Raw genomic sequence first — 23,256 nt, 5'->3', positions numbered from 1 at the left:
GAACAGGCCGCAAGTGAGGATGCGGCCTGTTCTAACCAAACTCGTGAGAGACGTTATTTCTTGGCTGCTTCGTTGATTTCTTTTATAATTTGTTCACCGCCGCCTGCAAGCCAGTCCTTGGAAGCTTGTTCGATATATTCGATCGGCTTGTCGCCAACAATAATCTGTATAACTGCTTGTTCGAACTTGGTGTCCAAATCAGCCCATTTTTTCTTATACGCTTCCGAGTAGTATGTAAATCTAAACGCCGGATCCTCCCAGATATATTTCTTTGCGATTTCCTCATAGGCATTATGACGGTCGATATCTTCCTGGCTTGACCAGAGGTAAACAATAAAATCAGTGCCAGGGCGTTTAAACAGGTTGCTGTTCAAATAGCGTGGATGGTTGTCTTCCCACTGCTCAGTAACTTGATAGGTGCCGTCGGCATTCTTCGTGTAGTCGATGCCTTCAATGCCATTCTTCATGATCGAAGAGCCTTCATCGGTGACCCACCAATCGAAAATTTGCAAAATTCGATCGATCTTCTCCTCATCCGCCTTCGCGTTAATGACCACCTTTAGCATGCCCGTCTTTTCGGCAGTGTTTCCTCGGACACCCGTCGGTCCGACAGGCGGAGCCATTGGCACAAGCTCCGGATTCGAGCCCGGGTTGGCCTTCTTTATATCCTCTTGGAGTATATGGTAGGCGTTATGATAGTGGAACAGCCCTAACTTGTTGCCTTTCTTCATTTCATCAACTTCATTCCCTTTGCGAATCACAAAGTCTTGGTCCAGTACTTTTTCGTCGTAAGCCTTCTTCATGAAGGCAAGAAAAGCCTTATACTCCTCTACTTGCGTATGACGCGAGATCAGCTTTCCGTCTTTCTCCATCCAATCACTTGCAATGCCGAACGCATTCCGGACCTGCGGGGTCGGAACCATGCCGATCGTGTCACCGTTAACGCCGTTTTGGTCGGGGTCCTGCGTCGCAAACGTCTTAGCGATTTCATAAAATTTGTCGACCGTAAACTCATCTTCAGTGGGAAGCGGTATACCAAGGTTATCCAACCAATCCTTGCGAATTTGTACCGTGTCCCGCGCTATCCAAGAGATACTCGGGATCCCGTATAGCTTCCCTTCCGGATTCAGCAGCTTCATCGCTTCGCTGTCGAGCGGGAATGCCTTATTCAGATTCGGGTATTTCGCCCATACTCCGCTCAAATCTGCGAATGCGCCTTCGGATGACCAATTCAGAAATTCGGCTTCGGAGGATCTGTAAATGTCCGGAAGATCGCCGGAGGCTGCCATAACCTTAAACTTTTCATTATATTCTGGTCCGTTAATGAGCTGCAGCTTGATGTCGACATTGAATTTCTCGTTCAAATACTTGATGGTCGCATGATCATCCGTCCATTTCCCGCCGCTCCAATACTGTGTAGCGATCGTAATCGGGATCTTCTTTTCATTTTTTACCGGTTCCGACGGTGGGGCTTCCCCCGTGTTTTTCGAGTTGTTTTCCGTCGCTGCATTTCCGCCGCTGTTGCCGGTTGAACAACCGACGACCAGGCTGAGAGACAGTAACAACAATGTAACCACTTTCAAAAACTTCATTGTAACACTCCCCTAATGGTTTGTTTTTGTTTACATTGTTAATTATAGATCCTCCTCATACCTCTAAAATTGTACAATCTCACGAAATGTTATCCTTTCTTATGAACGGGATCCTCACCGAGACGACCGTTCCCTGATTCGGGAAGGAATGGATATCGACTCCGTAGTTTTGGCCGTAATAAAGCACAAGCCGACTGTGCACATTTGTAAGTCCGAGTGAGTCAGACGCTTTCACTCCATGATTTAGCTGTTTGGTAATCATCATCAGCCGCTCTTTCAGATTTTGCAAAATCATGGCATCGATCCCTTTTCCATTGTCCGCAATCTCAATAATCAAATCATTGCCTTCGGGATAAGCGCTGACCATGACAGCGGCTTTCCCGTTACAGGGCTCAACCGCATATTTCACGGCATTCTCGACGATTGGCTGTATCGAGAGCTTAATGATGCGCGCATGCTTATATTTATCGTCAACATAAACATTGCTTTCGAAATGCCTGGTAAACCGAATGTGGATAATCTCCAGGTATCGCTTCAGCTGATCCAATTCCTCTGCAAGACTAATCTCCGACTGCTCCAGCTTTGCCGTAAACCTGTAAAACGAAGCCAAATTCTCCGCCATCTTCTCAATCTTGGGGACCCCCTCCAGATAAGCGATACTCTTGATGATATCGAGCGTGTTATACAAGAGGTGCGGGTTGATTTGATTTTGCAGCGCATGAATCGTCGCTTCCTTCTGAAGCAGCTGCGTCTGGGCTTCTTTAAGCTCCATTTTGTATACCGTATTTACGAGCTCACTCAACCGTCCGGCCATACGATTGAAGCTTAAACTAAGCAATTGAATCTCGTCGCTCCCCGGAGTGACGGGCGCTCGTACGGTTAAATCGCCGGTCTGCAGCTTTTCCATCGCTCTTTTCAGTTCGATCATCGGCCTTGTAATACGATTTGCTGCGAACGGTACCGAAATCATGATGAGCAGAATAAGAAAAACCATCACGACGACGGCGGATATCTGCGCGATTTGCAGACCAGTGGCCATCTCCCCCAGAGGCACCAACGCAATCGTCTTCCAACCGGTCAGTTCGGAAATGCTATAAGAAACAAGATACTGATTGCCCTGCCATGTCTGAAGGGAGTTTGGCTTGCTAAGCGTAAGCCATGAAAGCTCGGTTTCCTCGATTGGGGAAGCGAGCATGTCCTCGTCGGGGTGGTATACGATTCTTCCGTCCGGAGATACCATAAGGATGTAGCCGGTATCGCCTATCCGCATATTTCCAATCATGTTCTTGATTTCGGTCAATTTCATATGCAATACAAGCCGACCCGATAAGCTCGTGTCTTTCACGTCAAAGATTGGAATGGCAACAGCAATGAGCGGAATGGTTCGATGGTCCTCGTAGAACGTCGGGAATATTTCCATGTTTTTATTAAGGGGCCGTTGGTACCACAGAAGTCTTGCCAGCCCGGTATCCGTGAAAGAGCCCGACGCCTGTAGAACTCTCCGATCCTGCGACATGAGATAGATGTTCTCGATCTCGGGATAATTAAACGCAATGTACTTGTTGAGAACTTCTCTGATCATGTAACGATTCTCCTGACTCATCGTCGCATCGCCTCTGAGCCAATCCTGAATCAAGCTCGCATTCTCCTGCCGCAGTATGCTTGAATATTGCAGTACACCCGCGTTCATGGCGTATGTGGATCTTGCAATCTGTTGAATATATATTTCCAACTGATGATTCAGACTTACCGTCGTGGTATCGGCGATATTATAAAAATCCTGCTGCGTCGCCCGGCTGTAGTAGAAGTGAGAGATATAGTTCATGGATAATACGGCGACCAATGCGATACTGATAAAGCTGGCGACTATTTTCTGCCTTAAGGACAAACGTTGGAACCGCTGCTTCATATTCATATCCCCATACTCTTTCGATATTCATTCGGGGACATCCCCGTCACATTTTTAAACACCCGTATAAAATACGGCTGGCTTGAAAACCCGACCATTTCCGCGATCAGGTAGATTTTATCGTTTGAGTTCCGCAGCAATTCTTTCGCCTTCTCAACCCGCACCTGGTTAATATAAGCAATGAGCGACTCACCGGTATACCTCTTAAAGAGAGAACTGAAATGGGAGATGCTTAAACCCGTATACTCCGCCATTTGTGTCAGTGTAAGATCGTCCTGGTAATGCTCATGAATGAAATCACATGCCGATTTAATGATTTGTTTGAATTCCTTTTTATTGCGTTCCGGGTGAAGAAACCAGGATTCCGCCAATTTGCCCAGATGCTGCCGAATTTCCTGATCCGGAACCCCGCTAAAGTGAGACATCAAGGAATGCTCCGCTTCAATGCTGTTCAACAGGGAGCTGATCTTTGATTCCACAATCCGGAGCAAGCTCAAATAAGCGCCGTAGTTTACATGTTTGATAGTGCGGATATTGTCAACAAGCTGATACAGACGTTTCATGCCCCCTGCAGGGTCGATATCGTTGATCGTATCGAAAAACGTCTGGATATTAATCAAATAATGGTTCATTTTCTCGATTTCCGTCAATTTCCCCATCACTTCGAACATAGCGTCTTGAAGTTCTTCCCGTTTTACAGGCTTAAGCAGATATTTATTGACCCCGTAACTGATTGCTTGTTGCGCGTATTGAAAATTTTCATATCCGCTGATGATAATGACCGCCATCGGGATCTTATTCTCTGAGATATTCCGCACCAGTTCCAGACCGTCCATCACCGGCATCATAATATCCGTTATCAATACAGTCGGCCACAATTGCTGAATCATGTGCCATGCTTCTATGCCGTTAGTAGCGTCGCCTACAACTTTAATATCATGACCGAAACCCTCTACCATTTCTACAATAGCCGCTCTGATCCAAGGCTCGTCTTCTGCCACCAATACCTTAAGCATTTTGAACCTCCCCCATTATTCGGCATTATATCTAATAAGTATTGCCTAACTTCTATGACAGCTAACTGTCTGCGTTTTATGACAGTTACCGCGAATCAGAATGTTGCTCGTTGGCTTTAGCGCATTAACGAACTTAAACATTCTGATATCGCAAACAAATATTTAATGGATTCTTACATCGCTTCTCTCTATTGACGTTACGGAAGCAGATTCTTCCTCCCGTCCATAAACGAATTGGATCAGGCCGGTTACCTTCACTATACGTCGATGGGGCACATGCCACAATAGACACATTTCAGGCCTTGATACGACTGGTTCTTTCGGATATTTGAGAAGACTTTTCACCATATCGGGATATTCGCCAACAAGGACCGGAATACCCCCCCTCTGGAGATTCCGGTCCTTGCTGGTTTCATTCCGCATACTTACTGTTTCTCAAATACCCAGACCGTGTAGAATCCGTAGATCCTGTGTTCCATTTTGCTTCATTCGCCGTAGTTGCGTGCAAATATTCTCTGCCAGCCACTTTATTTTTAACACGGAAACTATAAAATTCGCCTGATATCGGTTCAATGTTCCATTGGCATTTCCATCAACCGCACTCCAACGAGTCGATGTGCTGCTGTCGTTTCCGCTCGAAATCGGATTATTTGATTGCGAGCTAGACGCACTGGCGGTCCTGTTCAACGCCAGATTGATTGGAGCAGGTGAAGGAAATTGCGGCGCCACTTCGGGTACAGGATCTCCGGGAGCAATAATGTTAACGTTATTGACATAACTGTTAGCAAAAATATTTGCATTCGTAACGGCAGACCCGTCTTTTGTTACATTTTCAAGTGTTATATTTTGAATCCTACGGTTGGAATCATAGCCTTCCAACAAAGCATTACCACTCCCAATATAGGAGACATTCTTGAAATGAACATTGTTAATTCCGCGCCCTACGGCATAATCCCAACTCTTAACTGACATAGTGAATAAGCTGTTTCCTACGTGATCATCGACCCGAATGTCTTCAAATTTAACATTCTGAATCAGATTTCCATCAGCGGAAATGAATTGGATCCGGTGTGCTTGATTGTGTAACCAGATGTCCAGATTAGAGAAATTAAGATTTTCTATTGTATGCCCGCCGCCAGGCGCCCATGGAAAACCATGCGTACCCATATTGACTGGACGAGCAAGATCGGGCATGAGAATAGAGTTCGTTACCGAAACATTTTGGATATCTCCATACCAGACTTTTCCAGCATTTGCGCGCGCACCGTATATCGCGATACAATCATCATGAGTAAGGTAAAATATGTAATTGATGGTAATATTTTTACCGCCAAATACATCTATCCCATCCCCATACTTATTATTGCTAAAGGCTTTAAAGTTTTTGATTACAACATTCGTGGCATTGGATCGCCACATACGCCGCCGGGGTGTACGTAAATATCGGTTAGGCGAGTTGACCGATTTTCTTGTTTTCCAGGATTAACATTTCTCTTAAAAAGACAGGAACAATACGGTAACTACTTTCAATAGCTCATAAAGTACTCCCCTTTTGGTTATTTACGATAACACCTTTATTTTATAGCTTCTTCAAGCCTCTAAAATTGTACAATCTCACGAAATGTTATCTTTTCTTATGAACGGGATCTTTACCGAAATGACCGTCCCCTGATTCGGGAAGGAATGGATATCGATTCCGTAGCCTTTGCCGTAATAAAGCACCAACCGATTGTGCACGTTCGTAAGCCCGAGTGAGGATACGCTTGGCTGTATGGAAAGCTTGATAATGCGGGCGTGCAAATATTTATCGTCAACAAAAAACTTACTTTCAAAATGCCTGGTATATCGAATGTGGATAATCTCGAGGTATCTCTTTAGATGTTCCAATTCCTCAGCAAGACTGATCCCGACTACTCCACCTTTGCTGTAAACCTGTATAACGAGGCCAAATTTCCCGCTTTGCAGCACATGAATCGTCGCTTCTTTCTGAAGCAGCTGCATCTGGACTTCTTTAAGCTCTATATTGTATACCGTGTTTACCAGCTGATTCAGCCGTTCGGCCATACGATTGAAGCTTAAACTGAGCAACTGGTGGAGTGACTCTCCGGTATCCCTCTTAAACAAAGAACTGAAATGGGAGATGCTTAAATTCGTATACTCTGCCATTAAGGGGTTTACCTCAGTCCTGCCGTAATGAATATTATGTGGTGCCATAATTGATGAGAAAACAGACATAAAAATGCTTACCATTGACTTATCAAAAAGCCACTGGTAAGCACTCATTTTAGCGGTATAGAATTCGTAACTCGGAGGGCGTGAACGGCGTTAACGTTACTTGATGACCAAAACGTTCACGGAATGGGGCTGAATTTCGACCCTGACATCAGATTGCGTATTCCAATGCAAAGGCTGCTCGATAACACGAACCTGCTCTTTGCCGATATCGTTGTATGCGTCTTTCGAATCGCCGACCACACTATAAAGGACCGCGTTCGAATATTGGACTGCACTGCCAAGATGTAGGGAAACGGATTCCGCCCGATCCGGATGGCGATTGACCAATGCAATTCTCAAATCTTCGCTTCCCGTCCGTTTGGTGGCCACTGCATCTACATGCGGGACGCTTGTTGTCTTGCCGGCCGTCTCCACATCGAAAGCCGAATTTTCCGAAAGCCAAGAGTCAACGACGATATCTCCCAGATGACGGATATAGAGCTCAAACACAAAGTAACTGGATCTCAGGACGAGCCCGTCTTGATGCGTAAAGATGGCTCCTCTTGTATTGACGGTCGGGGCAAAATTCGCCATACCGACGACATCGCTATGTTTGTGACACTGATTTAAGAAACAGGCTGTGAACACAGCATCCGCCATGGTGTAGCTGGAATTGATGTCGTTTTTATCCCTCGGAGTGATATAATCCTCGGTTCCGGAGTTAATATGCGGATGATGCCAGCCCCGAAGATTCCATTCATCATAGGCAATACGAATTCTGCCCAGATAGCCGAGCGAGCCGAGAATATTTTTCGTCTTTAAAATCGGCTTCTCAATTTCCATGGTATAAGCCATACAAGATTCATAATTCGATAAATCGTTGACTTGGCCCAGATGATCCCAATAATCGTGAATCGAAATCCAATCCAGATAATTTCCCGCTTCCCGCAGCAAATTCAGATTCCAATCCAAATCCGAAATGCTCGCTGCCAGCAGCTCGATGTTCGGGTCAACCCGCTTCATCATTTTGGCCGATTCTTTTACGAAACGCCCCCATTCCCTAAGATTTTTGGCCCCCATTTCCCAGTCGCCGTAGTTTTCATTGCCGATGCTCCAGTATTTCACTTTGTAGGGCTCTGGATGACCGTTTTCAATACGGAGCTTCGCCCATTTCCCCTCGGAAGGGAGGTTGCAGTATTCAACCCAATCACTCATTTCTTCCGGGGACCCAGTTCCGGCATTCGTGCAAATATAAGGCTCTGCCCCAATCAAACGGCAATATTCAATAAATTCGTCCGTGCCGAACTTATTCGATTCCTCTACCCGCCATGCCTTATCAAAGTAAGGTGTACGCTGCTTTCCTATTGCATCTTTCCAGTGGTAGGCAGAAACAAAGCAGCCGCCTGGCCAGCGTACAATCGGAACCTCGATTCGTTTAAGTGCTTCCATTACGTCCTGACGATAGCCGCTGCTGCCCGACAATGGGGACTCCGGATCAAAAATTCCGCCATAGATTTGACGATGAAAATGCTCCAGAAAGTGACCGTAAATTTTCTTGTCTCTCCTGCCAAGTTCTCTCTTTGGATTAATCTCCAACCTAGACATTTCTTCCACGCTCCATGATCAGATAATTTTCCGTGTGCGCACACGGTTCTAAATACACTTGCAATATATCTCGAATAGCTTTTTATGTCAATAAAAATAATGAAATGCTTCTAAGTCCTTGCCTTTACGGATGTCATATTATAAAATAATTAGCAGTTATATCGTGTGCGTACACGAACATTCGTGCAAAAAGGAGCCTGATATGTCAGTCACCATTAAAGATATCGCCCAGATATGCAAGGTTTCCGAAGGGACTGTCGACCGTGCATTAAATGATAGGCCGGGCATTAGCAAGAAGACGAAAGAATATATCCTTAAAGTCGCGAAGGAGTTAAACTATACGCCCAATCATTTAGCCCGGGGTCTTGCCAAGGGCCGGTCGATGACGCTAGGTGTCATTTTATTCGATGTCCGCAATCCATACTTTGCGAAGTTAATGAACGCCATTGAAGTCAAGGCCAGGGAAATAGGATATGTCGTTTTCCCTATTTTTACGCATCACGATCCTCAAAATGAGCGGAAAGCACTCGAGCATTTCAAAACCCGGCAAGTAGACGGGATTATCATGTTCAGTGTACAGTCCGGACATGAATTTGAAAAAGAATTGCTCGATTTAAAGATTCCCATCGTTACAATCGGAAATCGTATTTCCGGCGGGTGGACCTATGTAGGCATTAACGAGCGTGAGTCAATGAAAGACGCTGTTAAACATGTCATAAGCCAAGGTTACGAAGAAATTATCTATATTTGCCCTCCATTGACCCGCAGAGGCGAGGTCAATCTTTACACACTGGAAGAAAGATTAGCCGGATGCCGCGAAGGTTTATCGGAGATGGGAAAAAAGGAACCGCTTGTCATCATGGATTCGGATTACATCAAGGCCATTAGCCAAATCGATCTGGAATCCCAGCCCAAAAAAGCAATTGTCTGCCCTGCGGATATCTATGCGCTAGAAGTGCTTAATCATTTTAAGAAAAACAAAATCAGAGTTCCTGAACAGGTCGGTCTTATGGGCTTCGATGATATCGATACGTTGAAATATATTTCTCCAAGATTATGCTCCGTACGATACCCAGTAAGCGAAATAGGAATAACAGCCGTGAATCGCTTGCTTGAAGAAATCGATGGAAACCACAATAAACATTTGAATGTGCTGCTTTTGCAGCATCAAATCGTTACAGGTGAATCTTTATAACGAAATATCGAAAACACGCCTCGTTGATAAGAAAAACCCCCTTGCGCAATCGTTTCAAACTAAACGATTGCGCAAGGAGGAAGTAATGAAAATCTATGATCCTAAGAGAACTATTCCGGATAATCATAAAGTTACTGTGGGCCAACTACGGGATGAGGAGTATACAGCTCTTCCAGCGACGCAATTTCTTCCTGTGACAACGTAATCGAAAGAGCATCTACCGCCTCTTCGAGATGGGCCATTTTCGTAACACCGATTATAGGAGCTGTCACAGCTTCTTTCTGCAGCAACCAGGCAAGGGCAATTTGCACGCGTGGAACGCCGCGTTTTTCTGCGATTGCGGCCACCCGATCTACAATCAAGCTGTCCATATTTGCAGTTGCATCGTATTTCCATTTCTGAGCTTGATCGGTCTGGGAACGATGGGTTGTTTCCAACCAATTACGCGCCAATCTACCTGATGCAAGCGGGCTATATGGAATAACACCGATTTTTTCCTCCCTGCAAAGCGGCATCATCTCTCTCTCCTCTTCACGGTAGATGAGGTTGAGATGATTCTGCATAGATACAAACCGGGTCCATCCATTTTTCTCCGCTACATGTAACGCCTTAAGAAACTGCCATGCGTACATGGCAGATGCACCGATATATCTTGCTTTCCCTGCCTTCACCACATCATGCAAGGCTTCCATCGTTTCTTCAATAGGCGTACTGTAATCCCAGCGGTGAATCTGGTACAGATCGACATAATCTGTACCTAATCTTTTAAGGCTTTTATCAATTTCATTCATGATTGCTTTTCGGGAAAGACCTGCACCATTGGGTCCTTGATGCATTCGGAAATGAACTTTCGTTGCGATGACGACTTCATCTCGGTTGGCATATTCCTTCAATGCTCGTCCAACAAATTCCTCACTTGATCCAAGTGAATAAATATTCGCCGTATCAAAAAAATTGATACCAAGTTCTAACGCCCTTTTTATAATCGGACGACTATTCTCTTCATCAAGTATCCACGGATGTGTCCACCTCTCGGCTACACCAAAGCTCATACAGCCAAGACAGAGCCTAGAAACATCCAAACCGGTATTTCCTAGTTTCACATATTCCATTAGATTTCCCCACTTTCCAAGCATATTATTGATTCAAATGTAAGTTCTCTCAGATGATTGTTTCCTGTATATAGCTGATATTATCTCACTTGGAGTTAACTCCAAGTCAAGAGATATTTTATTCACCCGAGTTCATGTGAATAGGAACGAGTATGGGGCATATCCCCAGTTAAAGTTATGTAAAGTCTTCCATTTTGTATTGTCCAAATCTATCACCTTTTCTATAATAAGAGTGTTTCTAGAGCTCTTTAAAAATCGGGAGAAGGTGAAAGACATGAAGTTGGGAAAGTTTATATCCACAGGTGCTGTTATCAGTCTATTGGTTACCACTCATTTTGGTGTTGCTTCAGCCGATCAGGCGATTGTTAACGACCAGGAAAAGTCAAATTGGCACGCCGAGCATGAAATAGAACACTCTGTCGGGCAGTTGACATTTATTGGCGAGCAAAGAATTCCGAACGATGAAGTATATGAAGAGACGCTTGTTGGAGGACTTTCCGGCATTGATTACGAACCCAAAACACATAAGTGGATCATTATTAGTGATGATCGCTCTGACAAAAGCCCTGCCCGCTTTTATACCGCGAAACTGAAGTATGACACAAACAGCTTTTCATCTGTCAAGCTTACTGGTATGACTGAATTTAAACAGTCCGATGGCACTACTTATCCAAACAAGACCGATTATGCTGCAAATAAAAAAGGCGTCGTCCCCGATTTAGAATCCATTCGCTTTGATCCAACAAACGATTCGATCTGGTATACAAGTGAAGGCGACCGAAGTCTTGCCTTTAACCCATTCATCTATCAAGCTGAACGTAACGGAGACTACCTGTCTTCATTCCAAATCCCTGAGACCTTTAAAATTGATCAAAGCAATGCTGATGTACAGAAAGGCTTCCGCAATAATCTTGCCCTGGAAGGAAGCAGTTTCTCTCCTGACGGAAAATACTATTTTACTTCCATGGAAGCGTCGCTCTATCAAGACGGTGACATTTCGACAGTCGATTCCGGTTCTTATTCGCGCATCACGAAGTACGATCGAAACGGCGACATTGCTGCCGAATACGCTTATCCGATCGACGCAATCCCTGCACAACCGGGATCAGGCAAAAATGCTGACAATGGTGTCTCGGAAATGCTTGCCGTTAACGACCATCAGTTCCTTATTATTGAACGATCTGGTGTACAAGCCGCCGATGGCAGTTATTCCAATTATATTCGGATTTATGAAGTGGATACCGAAGAGGCGACAAATGTAAAAAGCCTCGAATCTCTTAAACTAGGTCAATTTAAACCGGTATCCAAAAAGTTAGTTCTTAATCTAAACTCACTTAACTTACCTAAGCTAGACAATATTGAAGGCATTACATGGGGACCTAAACTCAAAAATGGACACGATAGTCTTGTACTCGTTTCCGATAACAACTTCAATTCATCACAAGTTACTCAATTTCTGGCCTTTGACGTGTCGCCTGAGTCAAAGTAAAGGGTTTTCTATAATTGATATAATCTACTATAAAAAAAGCCGCGTGTGACTAACCGCGGCTTTTTGCCAATCTTTGAGCCTATAAAGGAATAACCACCCCTTGGCTTCATTTCTTGTACGCAGCACTTTGTTCAGTGTTACTAGAGGGATTCGTTAGCCCGGGATACCATGCATTTGAAAATATGGCGTCGACCATGCCTTGTTGACTTATACCTGAGACGTAAAGCGGCTGAGCCAATCCTCGAAACGCGTCGAGGTAATATGCGTGTTGTCACCTGGGACGAGAGATTGATCGTTCAGCTCTGCGCCGAAGTAAAGCGCGTTGTCATCTTTAACTTCGCGCGGAAATAACCACTTTGGAGAAGTAGATCGGTGCCAACGACCGACAGAGCAACGTGATGTTTTACTCCAGCAGCTGCTTCAGCGGCAAGTAGGTTTTGAGTTGCCGTCTCGAAGAACTCCAAAACTGCCTTGTCTTCGAATGAAGGCGAGTTCGCCACGCTTTAGCGCCAGTAAGCCTCATTGTTGTTGAACCTCCTAGTAAGAAGCCCGTACAAGGGGCTTCTGATGTATTTCTCGATAAGGGTGAAAGGCCTTGGATAGTTTGTTCTGTGATATAGCCATATAGTGCCCCCAAGACCTTGATCATGCGAACTATACTTGCAATTGATTAGCTCAAACCTGCTTTAGTTAATCCAAACGCCGCATCAGCCGAACCCGGTACATACTTGAAAGCGACGTTTATGCGGTTCCAAGCATTGATGGCCATGACCGAGAAGGTCAGGTCCGAGATTTCTTTTTCAGACAACTGCCCGCGAACACGGTCATACAATTCGTCGGGCACACCTTGCTCAGGAAGTTTGGTCAGGATCTCGGTCCACGCCAGCGCAGCCCGTTCGCGCGGAGTGAACAGATTCGATTCCCGCCAAATCGAGATGTGATAAAGGCGAAGCTCGCTCTCACCATGAATCTTAGCCTGCTTGACGTGCATATCCAGACAGAATGCGCACCCATTCATTTGTGAAGCCCTGATGTGAACGAGATCGAGGATCTTCTCTTCAATTGCGCTTTCCTTCTCGGCATTGCTGAATTCCATCATTTTTTTGAAAAGCTCTGGTGATTGCTGCATATAATTGATACGTTGTGTCATAACTAAGTACCTCCTATTTTTTTTGACACTAATAAGACAATTGGCGACTTCCATGTGTGACATAAATCGTTCTTATTATTTTCCCTTGTAATGGATAATGTTCTTATTATCCGATAGTTTTTTAATGAGGCTGCTGCTAATAAACAAAAAGAAGAGAACCATTGATAAATTAATGAAAACATCCGGCTTGATATGGCGAAATGAACCGATGACAGCTCGGCCTCAACTTCACGATGATGTTATTGGTTAGCCGTTTTTGGCCGTCTCGCGAGCACGAAATCGCGTTCTTGCTTTTACATTGTTCTTTTTTCCAGTGATAGAATCAGATCTCTCAATAAACTTTTGGCCAGAGTAGGGGTTTCCCGAGTTGCCCCCCATTCCTAGATTCTGACATGGTTCCCGAGTACACATCCCGATGGTGATAGCCTTTTTTTTGTCTGTGGAAATCGACTAAGTTTAAATTCCAGCGGTCCTTCCTTTAATTCGATGAAACCAAAAGGCTCAACAACACCTATCAGGCAAACCGGACAATTGCTTAAGTTCAAGGTGTCTACATCCTTTCTGTTCTGTTTGTTCAAGCCCCTTCAGTTTAAGCATTGTAATTTATCTGGATTCACTATAATGTAAATTCGTTGAATGGTCATCGTTTGGACATCCCATTCAAAACAAATGACCCCGGTTGGAGTGCCTTCTTTTGTTAACAATATCCCTGGTTGATCATTGACCTCGACCAGTTGTGCCTTTGATTCGGGAAATCGACTGGACGAAAGGGCCTTCAATATCTCGAGTACGCGTTCTCTGCTATATATAGGATGGGTTGCGGCGGACACTTTTCCTCCACCATCGGCAATCAATATGACATCCTCTGTTAACATGTCCACCAGTGGTTGTATGTTACCATTCGAAATGGCAGAAATGAAGCGATTCACCAATTCCTTTTCTTCTAGAAGATGCGATGATAGCATTTCATCTTTTGGGGAGGATAAATCCACTTTTTTCTTGACACGACTAAAGATCTTTCGGCAATTAACTTCTGATTTGTTGAACATTTCGCCAATTTCACTATGTTCATATGCAAAGACTTCTTTTAAAATAAACACAGCTCGCTCTAATGGCGTAAGTTTATCCATAAGAATTAGAAAGGCATAAGAAATCGTATCATGACGCTCAACGTTATCTAACGGACTATTATCGATGAATTGCACTGTAGGTTCTGGAAGCCAATTACCTACGTAGCTTATACTTTTTTTTCGTACAGATTTTAATTCATTCAAACATCGATTGATCATCATTTTGCTTAAGTACGATTTGATATTATTCACATTGTCATTTAGATATCCATGTATGCTAATAAACAAATCTTGAACCATATCCTCTGCATCTGATCTAGAACCAAGCATACGGTAAGCAATTGAAAATAAATGAGGCTTGTAGGTTTTATACAAATCTTCAATGTTATTAGTTGATGGTTCAATTGTATAACTTTGCATAATATCCGCCTTTCTTTCATTCGAAAAATCTCGCCTTTATCTACTTATTATTAAACAATTCGAAATGATCTATTTCATTAAATAATTATCTAGGTTGATTCCTCCAGTTTTTTGGTTTTATCACTGATAAGACAATTGGCGAGGTCAATGTGTGACATAAATCTCAATAAATCTGAATTCATCAGTAGAGACGAAAATCTATTCAACATAAAATCCCTTTGAAGAGGAAAAGACAGCCAATACTAGTGGCTGCCTTTTCCTCTAATTATTAATCTCTTTTTCTTTTTAATATTCGCTTTCTATAAGTCAAGATATTACGAGTCCGCCGTCAACTCCGATGATTTGTCCCGTGATACAACCCGATTCCGAGTCGGCCAAGTTCACAATCCATCGTGCTACATCATCTGTTTCACCTCGTCGGCCTAGTGGGATCATCTGACTCTCCTGTTCCTTAACCTTATTGCTTTGCTCTTCTGTAAGTCCCATTCGCTCTCGAAGGAAAGCAGTTTCGACAGGCCCACTCGCCACCGCGTTCACACGTGCGGATCTCTATAGATATATGTTCTTGTCCTCCTACAGTCGAACGTCAGAAACTCTTCTTCCGATAAATGACAAGAATTTGTACCGATTCTCACATCCAAATCCATTTGACCATTCCGGGAATGACTTCCTCGCACTATTAATGGCTAACAAGGTTGTTGTAAGCATGTATAACAGTCTCATTTATGGTATTCAATACCGACGTGGACCTGCATATTCCCACTATGAGGACTATATTCCAAAACGTCGATGGATCCGTGCGCGGGGCAATGTCAGTTTGCCCCCCATCGCACCTCCTGCTGGCTCCAATTGGCATGATCCACTTTGAAACGCAAAAAAAAGCAACCATAGAAAAACTGGTTGCCTTATTAATTATGGAGGTCCTTGTTAAAACTTTCGAGCTAATTCACGAGCTTGTTGAATTGCTTTCTCTTTAATTGCCGGTGCTTGATCGGGCGTTGCAGCGACACCTTCTATAAAGATGCCTTCAAATGAAGGAACACCTAAAAATTTCATAATCATAGTTAAGTGACGATGACCTATTTCAAAGTCTGCAAAAGGACCCCCTTGAGCATAATGGCTACCAGCTGCTTGAATATGCACAGCCTTTTTATCGCCAAGTAACCCAACAGGACCTTTATCCGGAACATATTTGAAGGTTTTTCCTGCAACACATATAGAATCAATGTATGCTTTCATAACTGGTGGGAAAGAAAAATTCCACATTGGATTGACAAATACATATTTATCCGCCTCAACAAATTGGTCTACCAGTTCACCCAGACGACTTACTTTCTCTTTTTCTTCTGTGTTCAACTGGTTAAATTCAGTGCCAGAACTTAATTTTCCCCATCCGCTAAATACATCTGCATCAATTTGTGGGATGTTTAGTCGATAGAGATCAAGATGCAGTACTTCATCGTTGGGGTTAGCTTCCCGATATGCATCTATAAATTCTTTTCCAACAGTTAAACTATAAGAGTTCTGGTGATCATGCGGATGAGCTGTAATATACAATACTTTTGCCATTTTAGTTAATCTCCTTTACTTTTCTTTTTTTTTTTGACACTAATAAGACAATTGGCGACTTCCATGTGTGACATAAAACAAGTTTTTATTTTATGGCTATTTGAGAATGATAGTTCAACCGGTAGCAGGGTAGTAAAAAGCGGGAAATCTGAAGTAATTGCAATTTCAGGACATCACGTTTTGCAGTATTCGATTTTCGACTATTCCCTCCCTGAACCAGTGCCTAAACGTTTGATTTCATCTTCTGTAATATAGCCTAAATCGACAAAGAATATGATTTGTGGTGGGGCTGGATATAAAGTGTTTAAAAACCATTTCATTCAATTAATGTTCCCGTTAGCGTAAGTGAGCATAAGAAAAGCACCATCGAAAGATGATGCTTAATATCGTTCTCCGTTAGCCATCCATGCCGCTCACACGACACCACAGATTATGGAAGTAATTGCGTTCTTCCATGGGAGCTCAATGACGGACTAAGCGATCTTCATCATTTTACCTACAGAATAGCTCCGTCGGGAAAGATAATGTTCTTGTCAAAATCGGGAATGGATTGTTTTACGGTGTTCTTTTTTCAAGCGATAGTATCAGATCCCTCAATAAAATCTTGGCCTGAGTAAGGGATTCCGGAACTGCCCCCATACCTACGTGCTGACATGGTTCCCGACTACACATCCCGACGGTGATTGTCGCTTTGTTTGACGGTGGAAATTGACCAAGTTTGAATTCCAGCGGTCCCTCCTTTAATTCGACGTAACCAACCGGTTCAACAATACCTACCAGACAAACCGGACAATTTCCAAATGATTTCAAGATGTCTTCATCCCTTTTCTGTTATGATTGTTCAAGCTCCAAATACCTAATAGCAGCAGGTGAAAGCAACGGAAATGAGAATCTCTTTAATCAGTAGAAGAAAAGCCTCTTTATTCCTCCAGTTGTTTGTTGTTTTTGTTTTGACACTAATATGACAATTGGCGATGTAAATGTGTGACATAATTCATCTTATTAATTCCAAAATTTGCATAAGTGCTTCCCGCTTTGTCCATAATATCCAAGAGATATTTAGGCACAGGGGTGAATCTGCAGCAATGGTTATTATCGTTGCCATTACGGGAATTTCGAGTTTTGTCATTCCCTCCTACGCTATGTCCATTCCGATCGTCCTCTTCGGACAAATAAAGGTCCAGTTCAAAGAAATCAAGCCGGCCCAGCGAATTCTCCAGATCGCTCCACAGCTCTCCATTCGGCTTTGCGTTCGTGATCAAGCGCAGCACGAATGAAATTACGACATTATCGTCAAATATTTAGCGGGTACTTTTGCTTCGTTAAAGTGGTTCAAGGTGATAGGGTCGTCTTTTCATAGTCTAAGCAAGTCAGTATAGTCGGTTTCTTACTTTATCAGTTACAATATTCGCTTTAGGTTGACTGTGAATATTGCCATAGCGCCTGTGTGCAATAGACCTTTATTTCCTGATTCCCGTTTCCGTTAGATTCACCTTAACGTTCAATTTAACGTTCAACGTTCGATATTCTTTTTTCCATTCCTCTTCGTTCCAATTTCGCGTTTTACTCCTAACAAAATCCCCTAATCCGAGCGGGTCGATCCCTTCTTTTTTAAACAATTGAATAAGATCCATTCCAGTTGTGGTAAGATCCTTTTCGAAACGGTCTTTTATTCTCTGCTGCTCTTGTTTTGGAGAGTGAATCCCCATTGAATCAAGAATTTCACCGTTTAGGATAAGGTAAATCGTGACTTTTGGACTTTTCGCATCTTTCCCGACTAGATAATTCACTTTTGAACCGACATTTACTACTGCGATGTAAGATCCATTGTCCAGCTTTGCTTCAAGAGTACCGTGCTTTACATTTTGCAGAAGAAGTTTCATGACCCGCATCTGCTTTTCATTCAGTGACATTACATACTTGTCATCCTTAAATAAAGCTAAACCGGAAATCACAACTTGATCGTTTTGCAATTTAAGGAGAGGTAAAAAAGGGTCCATTCCTTTACCCAAAAAGGAGTACTCGAACTCGTGAAGATTTTGTCTGGGAACAAGCCCGGTCCGCACGTTCGTATCGAGTAAATTAAATAAAAACATTCCTTTTTCCTCATTTGAACTGAAATTCGCTTGCAACATCTCCTTTGTTTTTCCATCGACAACAGCCATATACTTCCTTCGCGAAGATTGAGCGTCACGAAAAGTTACATCCAATACGTCTGCCAACCCTTTTGCTGCCAAATTTTTTTCAAATAATGCCACAGAAAATTTTCCTGGATTAATGGGCCTGTTTAATCGCATGTTCATTAATTCTATGATATTCCAACTTGTGTGGCCAACCTTTGAGTACAATATAGTTGAGACAGAACCTGGTTTACCAGCTTGAAACTTGGGCGCCGCGATCGTTAATTCGATTTGATCGTTTGGTGCTTCGTCGTAGGCGCAGACAATAGGAATGGTAACTTTGTCCAAAACTTGTTGCTTTACGCACCCCGTTAACAGGAAACAGGTAACCAATAGTAAGAAAAATAACCGATTCATACTGTTCTTCTCACTTTCAATCTGACAATGTCGAGGATAAATAAAAATGGGATGTACGCATAAATAATGTAAAATCCGATCTTAGATAACATGATTTGAACAGCCTCGACAAGACTACGACCTGGAATCAGACATACGGCGGTAAAGACCAGAATTAATAATATCGGCAGGACTGTCAATTGTTTTACATTGAAAAGGAATTTAAACATTCGGCTTGAAGCCCAAAGACAGAAGCATATGATAGGAATTACCCATAATATCTGTGAAACAGCGCCGATAAACTCAAATCGATCAATAAAAGGAAAATGAACAAATTTATATTTGGTTAATTGCGCCCAAATTTCATTTGATAATTGTTCGGATTTGAACAATAACAATGAAATGAAAATACCCATAAGACAATATAGTATCATAACAAAATTAGCCAAATGGGCCCATTTTTGAGATTTTTTCGGTGTTTTAATGAAAGTGTAACAGAAAAAGAGCGTCTCCACGCCTAAATAGGGAAATGTAAACTCCTTACTTGCTCTGATGATATCGTTCAGCGAATGATCCATAATAGGCGATAAATTGTTAAAATGAAAATAATCTGCTGTAAAAATCAAAGTAATTAATGTAAGATTCCTTAGTAAGCTAAACATACAAATGCCCACGATAACTCGAAAACCTCCTGCAACGATGTAATAAACAAGCAGGAGCAAAGCCAAAGCCAACGGCCATGTTTCAAGATCAGGAAATAGCCATACTTGTATAATTTCGATGAATAGCCGTATTTGATAACTTGCAGTGAGCAGGAAGTAAACAATAAAGATAAAGTTAAGACCCCCGCCCGCCCATTTCCCGAAAAATTGTTGATGAATATGAATAAGATCCGTCTCATTCCGGTTGAGAATTCGATACATCATCCAAATGACGATGTGGAAACTGATACCGCAAAGGATAACAGAGATCCAAGTATCTGTGCCAGCCAATTGAATCGGCTTGTTCGACATGGCGATATACTCGGGTCCGAACTGCATCGTTAGAATCAATACGAAAACTAGAAAAGGCGATATGGTAAAACGCGGATGTTCCATTGACTTCATCTTATATCACTCCCAAAGCTGATTCATTCGTCTATGTCTCTTTTAGCGTTTGCGTTTTCATTATCGAATCTTACGGGTTTTGGCGATCTGAAAAAGCTAAATCTATGATGAAATTTGGAATATGGAGGACGAATTACAGTATCATATAAGTCGGAAGTGCGAAAAGGATAAAAAGGAACCAGGTAAGGCATTCCGAGAGACGTTAATCGCAGCAGATGCGCAACCAAGGCAAGGGTGCCGATAAAAATACCCAGTAACCCCCATAATTGCGCTGCGAAGATAAATGGAAAACGAAGAATTCGGATGGTAGCGCTCATTCGAAAAATAGGTGTAGCGAAAGAAGCTAATGCCGATAAAGCCACAATAATCAATAAAAAGTTGCTTGTAAGCGCGGCTTCAACGGCGGCCGTACCGAGTACAATACCCCCAACTATACCAATGGTTTGTCCGATTTTCGTAGGCAATCTGGCGCCCGCTTCCCGTAACAATTCAATGACAAGCTCCATAATGAGCACTTCCACGACAGGAGGAAAAGGTACATTGATCCTCGAAGAAACGATCGTGGGCAAAAAAACATTTGAAATGGCATGACCGTGATAGGTCATAACTGCAACATATAATGGTGAGGCAAAGACGGAAAACAGTACGGAGAACACGCGAATCAGCCGTAATATTGAGGCAATAATCCATGGCAAATAATAATCTTCATAAGTAATGAAAAACGACCCCAAGCTGACCGGCGCAAAAAACGCAGTCGGGGACCCGTCCTTCAAAACGCATATTTGCCCCGATGATACGGCCCAGGCAACGTAATCAGGCCTTTCGGTCCCGATCGTCTGTGGAAAGATGGAGTTGGAATTATCTTCGATCATCTGTTGAAGCAAAGTGTTATCCGTAACTTGATCGAATTGCACATCCTCAATGCGCTGAATGCATGTATTTAAATATTGTTCGTTCGTTACTCCCTTTATGTAACAAATCGCAACTCTCGACTTGGATATACTCCCTATAGTGAGCTCTTTTATACGGAACTCGGGAAAGGGAACTCGCTTGCGAATCAAGTTGAGATTGATGTCCAATGATTCAACAAAGGCTTCTTTCGGTCCTTCCACAGTGAACTCGATTTCGGGTATCGTTACGCTGCGACCCTTGGATGCGGCTGCATTGACCAAAATACAATGATGGCTTTCATGACCATATTGAATAGCGACATTTCCTCGCAAAATATTGTTATGAATTTGGTCCCAATCAAAGGATATTTCTTTTTCCGCTACGGGGATCAAGTGGTAAAGATCCTCGAAGGATATTTCCGAATTGTTGCTCAGGCAGCCCAGGATATGCTGGTGCAAGACTTTTGACTCCGTGAGAGATTTATAATAACCGATGAAAAAAGGGGCAGTGTTCGTTTGATGTTCGTAGCAAACGAAATCCGATGATTCACTAAGCTCCTCCCATAACCGAGGGACTGAATTCAATTCTAATCACTCTTTTCCTATTTTCAATTTCTCAAGTTCATTCTCTCACTTCAAACGGATAATTATTCAGAATCAAAGCACGGTACCGTTCTACGTCGTTGGTACATTGTCTTGGTGTGGAGTCAGAACTTTGTCCTTCTGAATACGGCGTACCACTCGGTATCAAGCTCAGAAAGAGATTTTTCAAATAGGTTTCCAAAGGAGCAATGCCGATAGCACGGCAGCCATCAGACCGATATACAAATTACGCTTCCTGAACATCGCCTCTTCCTTCCTGGGAGCAGATGGATTCGTCGTGCGGCTAGAAAATAAAAAAGAACGCAGCCGGGACATTACCCATGCATGCGTTCTACGCATAACCTTTCACTATTATCTGCTGTTCTATAATTGAGACTAAAATAGCAGACAAAAGCTGTCACTTAATGGCTGAATGTGTCATTGTTATCTTAATTTATCAACGCGTTGAAAGATATTCAATTTCCTCAATGGGCTTTATCTGGATATCCTTTAATCCGCTTTCTGAGAGTCGCAATTTTTTCTCTAATGCGTGCCGCACTCTGGACACGCATATCAAAAAGCCACTCAACAAATGGATGGTTTTTCCATTGAATAAAGACTAATACGCAAGTGTAAACAAACCATTAATGTGAGATAGATAACGAGCATTACTCGCATGTTTCATTAAGGTTGCCGACACACCTTTCAATTCAATTTTGTTTTCCCCGATCTCTCCGATTCCATCTTTTCGACCCAAGCTAGCAAGCGTTCCGGAGAATACCGGAATGAAAACCTCCATTTTAACGCCTTTGAATTGAGAAGCAATGTTGTATCCGACAATTTCTCCCATTTGCCAAGCAAGTTGAGCAGTCGGAGGGATAGGACGGCCTTCCGGACCGAATAAAATTGCGCAATCTCCGGCAAGGAAAACGTCAGGATGCGAAGTCGATTGCATAAATTCGTTTACAGTTGCGCGACCGCGATTGACTTCAATGCCACAGTTTTCCACAAGAGTGTTGCCCTTAATTCCGCCCGTCCATACCAAAGTACCGGCCTCGATCGTTCTGCCTTCTTTCAAGGATATTGTTGTACCGTTCACTTCGGTAATCGGCGTCCCTAATAGGAATTTAACTCCGCGTTTCTCGAGACTAGTCAATGCACGCTGGCTCAGATCAGAAGAGAACATAGGAAGAATAGTTGTACTTGCTTCCACCAGATACAAGTTCACCTCATCAAAGTTAACGCTATACCTGCGGCAAAGACCTGGAAGTTCGTCCACAAGCTCACCGATTAACTCTACGCCCGTCAGACCTCCGCCGCCAATAACAAATGTTGCGTCCACTATATTTTTCGTTTTGCTGTATATGTTTAATCGTTCCTTAATATGACTTAAAATCCGTTTCGCGTCCGCTGCAGATTTTAAGTTGAGGCTATATTGCTCAAGTCCCGGAATGCCAAAATAGTTCGATTCACTGCCCAGGGACAACACCAAGGTATCGTAAGAATACGAAGCTCCATCTACCATTACGACTTTGCGACCGTTAATGTCGATTTGGCTGACGGAACCGATTTTCAAATTGATGTCTTTACCTTTAAACATTTTCTCTAATGGCAATGCCACTGCCTTTTCATCAATGTTACCTGCCGCCAAACGATGCATCTCGGTAATAATTTGATGCGATTCAAATCGATTAATAACTGTAATCGTAGCTTCTTCCGCCGATAAATGATGACGTGCGGAAATCGCGCTCAGTAATCCACCATATCCTGCCCCTAAAATCAAAATTTGTTTACTCATGTCCATCCTCCTTTTCTAATGCC

The 23,256-nt window shown here is 43.0% G+C and carries 18 protein-coding genes; 3 read left to right on the top strand and 15 right to left on the bottom strand.

What is annotated here, in order from left to right; translation table 11 throughout:
- Positions 1–53 precede the first annotated feature (53 nt).
- The 6 genes from DFP97_RS15330 to DFP97_RS15305 form a co-directional block, all read right to left on the bottom strand.
- On the bottom strand, positions 54–1,592 hold the full coding sequence (locus tag DFP97_RS15330; protein ID WP_114381072.1) for an extracellular solute-binding protein: 1,539 nt from the start codon (positions 1,590–1,592) through the stop codon (positions 54–56).
- A gap of 79 nt (positions 1,593–1,671) precedes the next feature.
- Positions 1,672–3,507, bottom strand: coding sequence for a sensor histidine kinase (locus tag DFP97_RS15325; RefSeq protein ID WP_114381071.1), 1,836 nt, complete (start codon positions 3,505–3,507; stop codon positions 1,672–1,674).
- Positions 3,504–4,517, bottom strand: coding sequence for a response regulator transcription factor (locus tag DFP97_RS15320; protein WP_114381070.1), 1,014 nt, complete (start codon positions 4,515–4,517; stop codon positions 3,504–3,506). Before DFP97_RS15320 ends, DFP97_RS15325 begins: the two co-directional genes overlap by 4 nt.
- A gap of 435 nt (positions 4,518–4,952) precedes the next feature.
- Positions 4,953–5,936, bottom strand: coding sequence for a glycosyl hydrolase family 28 protein (locus DFP97_RS15315; RefSeq protein ID WP_114381069.1), 984 nt, complete (start codon positions 5,934–5,936; stop codon positions 4,953–4,955).
- Between the two features lie 195 nt (positions 5,937–6,131).
- Positions 6,132–6,683 carry a hypothetical protein gene (locus DFP97_RS15310; protein WP_114381068.1) on the bottom strand — a complete coding sequence of 184 codons (552 nt, stop codon included), beginning with the start codon at positions 6,681–6,683 and terminating at the stop codon, positions 6,132–6,134.
- A gap of 165 nt (positions 6,684–6,848) precedes the next feature.
- Entirely contained in the window at positions 6,849–8,336 is a 1,488-nt protein-coding gene (locus DFP97_RS15305; RefSeq protein ID WP_114381067.1) for an alpha-L-arabinofuranosidase C-terminal domain-containing protein, read from the bottom strand.
- 202 nt (positions 8,337–8,538) lie between these two features.
- On the opposite strand from DFP97_RS15305, the gene DFP97_RS15300 reads away from it, so the two are divergent.
- Complete coding sequence (locus DFP97_RS15300; RefSeq protein WP_181873539.1) at positions 8,539–9,531, top strand: LacI family DNA-binding transcriptional regulator; 993 nt, start codon at positions 8,539–8,541, stop codon at positions 9,529–9,531.
- 131 nt (positions 9,532–9,662) lie between these two features.
- On the opposite strand, the gene DFP97_RS15295 is transcribed toward DFP97_RS15300, so the two are convergent.
- A complete protein-coding gene (locus DFP97_RS15295; protein WP_114381065.1) occupies positions 9,663–10,643 on the bottom strand; it encodes an aldo/keto reductase in 981 nt (326 codons plus the stop codon).
- 274 nt (positions 10,644–10,917) lie between these two features.
- Between DFP97_RS15295 and DFP97_RS15290 the strand changes: the two genes are divergently transcribed.
- Complete coding sequence (locus DFP97_RS15290; RefSeq protein ID WP_114381064.1) at positions 10,918–12,132, top strand: esterase-like activity of phytase family protein; 1,215 nt, start codon at positions 10,918–10,920, stop codon at positions 12,130–12,132.
- 670 nt (positions 12,133–12,802) lie between these two features.
- Here DFP97_RS15290 and DFP97_RS15280 read toward each other — a convergent pair.
- The 4 genes from DFP97_RS15280 to DFP97_RS15265 form a co-directional block, all read right to left on the bottom strand.
- Entirely contained in the window at positions 12,803–13,282 is a 480-nt protein-coding gene (locus tag DFP97_RS15280; RefSeq protein ID WP_114381063.1) for a carboxymuconolactone decarboxylase family protein, read from the bottom strand.
- 584 nt (positions 13,283–13,866) lie between these two features.
- Complete coding sequence (locus DFP97_RS15275) at positions 13,867–14,772, bottom strand: RNA polymerase sigma-70 factor (RefSeq protein WP_114381062.1); 906 nt, start codon at positions 14,770–14,772, stop codon at positions 13,867–13,869.
- 306 nt (positions 14,773–15,078) lie between these two features.
- Positions 15,079–15,309 carry an SDR family oxidoreductase gene (locus DFP97_RS15270; protein WP_114381061.1) on the bottom strand — a complete coding sequence of 77 codons (231 nt, stop codon included), beginning with the start codon at positions 15,307–15,309 and terminating at the stop codon, positions 15,079–15,081.
- Between the two features lie 390 nt (positions 15,310–15,699).
- Complete coding sequence (locus DFP97_RS15265) at positions 15,700–16,341, bottom strand: FMN-dependent NADH-azoreductase (RefSeq protein ID WP_114381060.1); 642 nt, start codon at positions 16,339–16,341, stop codon at positions 15,700–15,702.
- Positions 16,342–17,426: 1,085 nt separating this feature from the next.
- On the opposite strand from DFP97_RS15265, the gene DFP97_RS15260 reads away from it, so the two are divergent.
- The gene (locus DFP97_RS15260) at positions 17,427–17,618 is read left to right on the top strand and encodes a spore germination protein (protein ID WP_245976279.1); all 192 of its coding nucleotides are present in this window, start codon (positions 17,427–17,429) and stop codon (positions 17,616–17,618) included.
- Positions 17,619–17,801: 183 nt separating this feature from the next.
- Here DFP97_RS15260 and DFP97_RS15255 read toward each other — a convergent pair whose 3' ends face one another.
- The 4 genes from DFP97_RS15255 to DFP97_RS15240 form a co-directional block, all read right to left on the bottom strand.
- Positions 17,802–18,878, bottom strand: coding sequence for a Ger(x)C family spore germination protein (locus tag DFP97_RS15255; RefSeq protein ID WP_114381059.1), 1,077 nt, complete (start codon positions 18,876–18,878; stop codon positions 17,802–17,804).
- Positions 18,875–19,963: a GerAB/ArcD/ProY family transporter gene (locus tag DFP97_RS15250; protein WP_114381058.1), complete on the bottom strand. Its 1,089-nt coding sequence runs from the start codon at positions 19,961–19,963 to the stop codon at positions 18,875–18,877. Before DFP97_RS15250 ends, DFP97_RS15255 begins: the two co-directional genes overlap by 4 nt.
- 23 nt (positions 19,964–19,986) lie before the next feature.
- Complete coding sequence (locus DFP97_RS15245; protein WP_114381057.1) at positions 19,987–21,438, bottom strand: spore germination protein; 1,452 nt, start codon at positions 21,436–21,438, stop codon at positions 19,987–19,989.
- A gap of 616 nt (positions 21,439–22,054) precedes the next feature.
- Entirely contained in the window at positions 22,055–23,233 is a 1,179-nt protein-coding gene (locus tag DFP97_RS15240; protein ID WP_114381056.1) for an NAD(P)/FAD-dependent oxidoreductase, read from the bottom strand.
- Between the last annotated feature and the right edge of the window lie 23 nt (positions 23,234–23,256).

This window comes from Paenibacillus prosopidis (assembly GCF_003337375.1).
GTDB classification, from domain to species: Bacteria; Bacillota; Bacilli; order Paenibacillales; family Paenibacillaceae; genus Pristimantibacillus; species Pristimantibacillus prosopidis.
The sequence above is the reverse complement of the archived record's forward strand: the minus strand, read 5'-3'. Positions and strand labels throughout refer to the sequence as shown.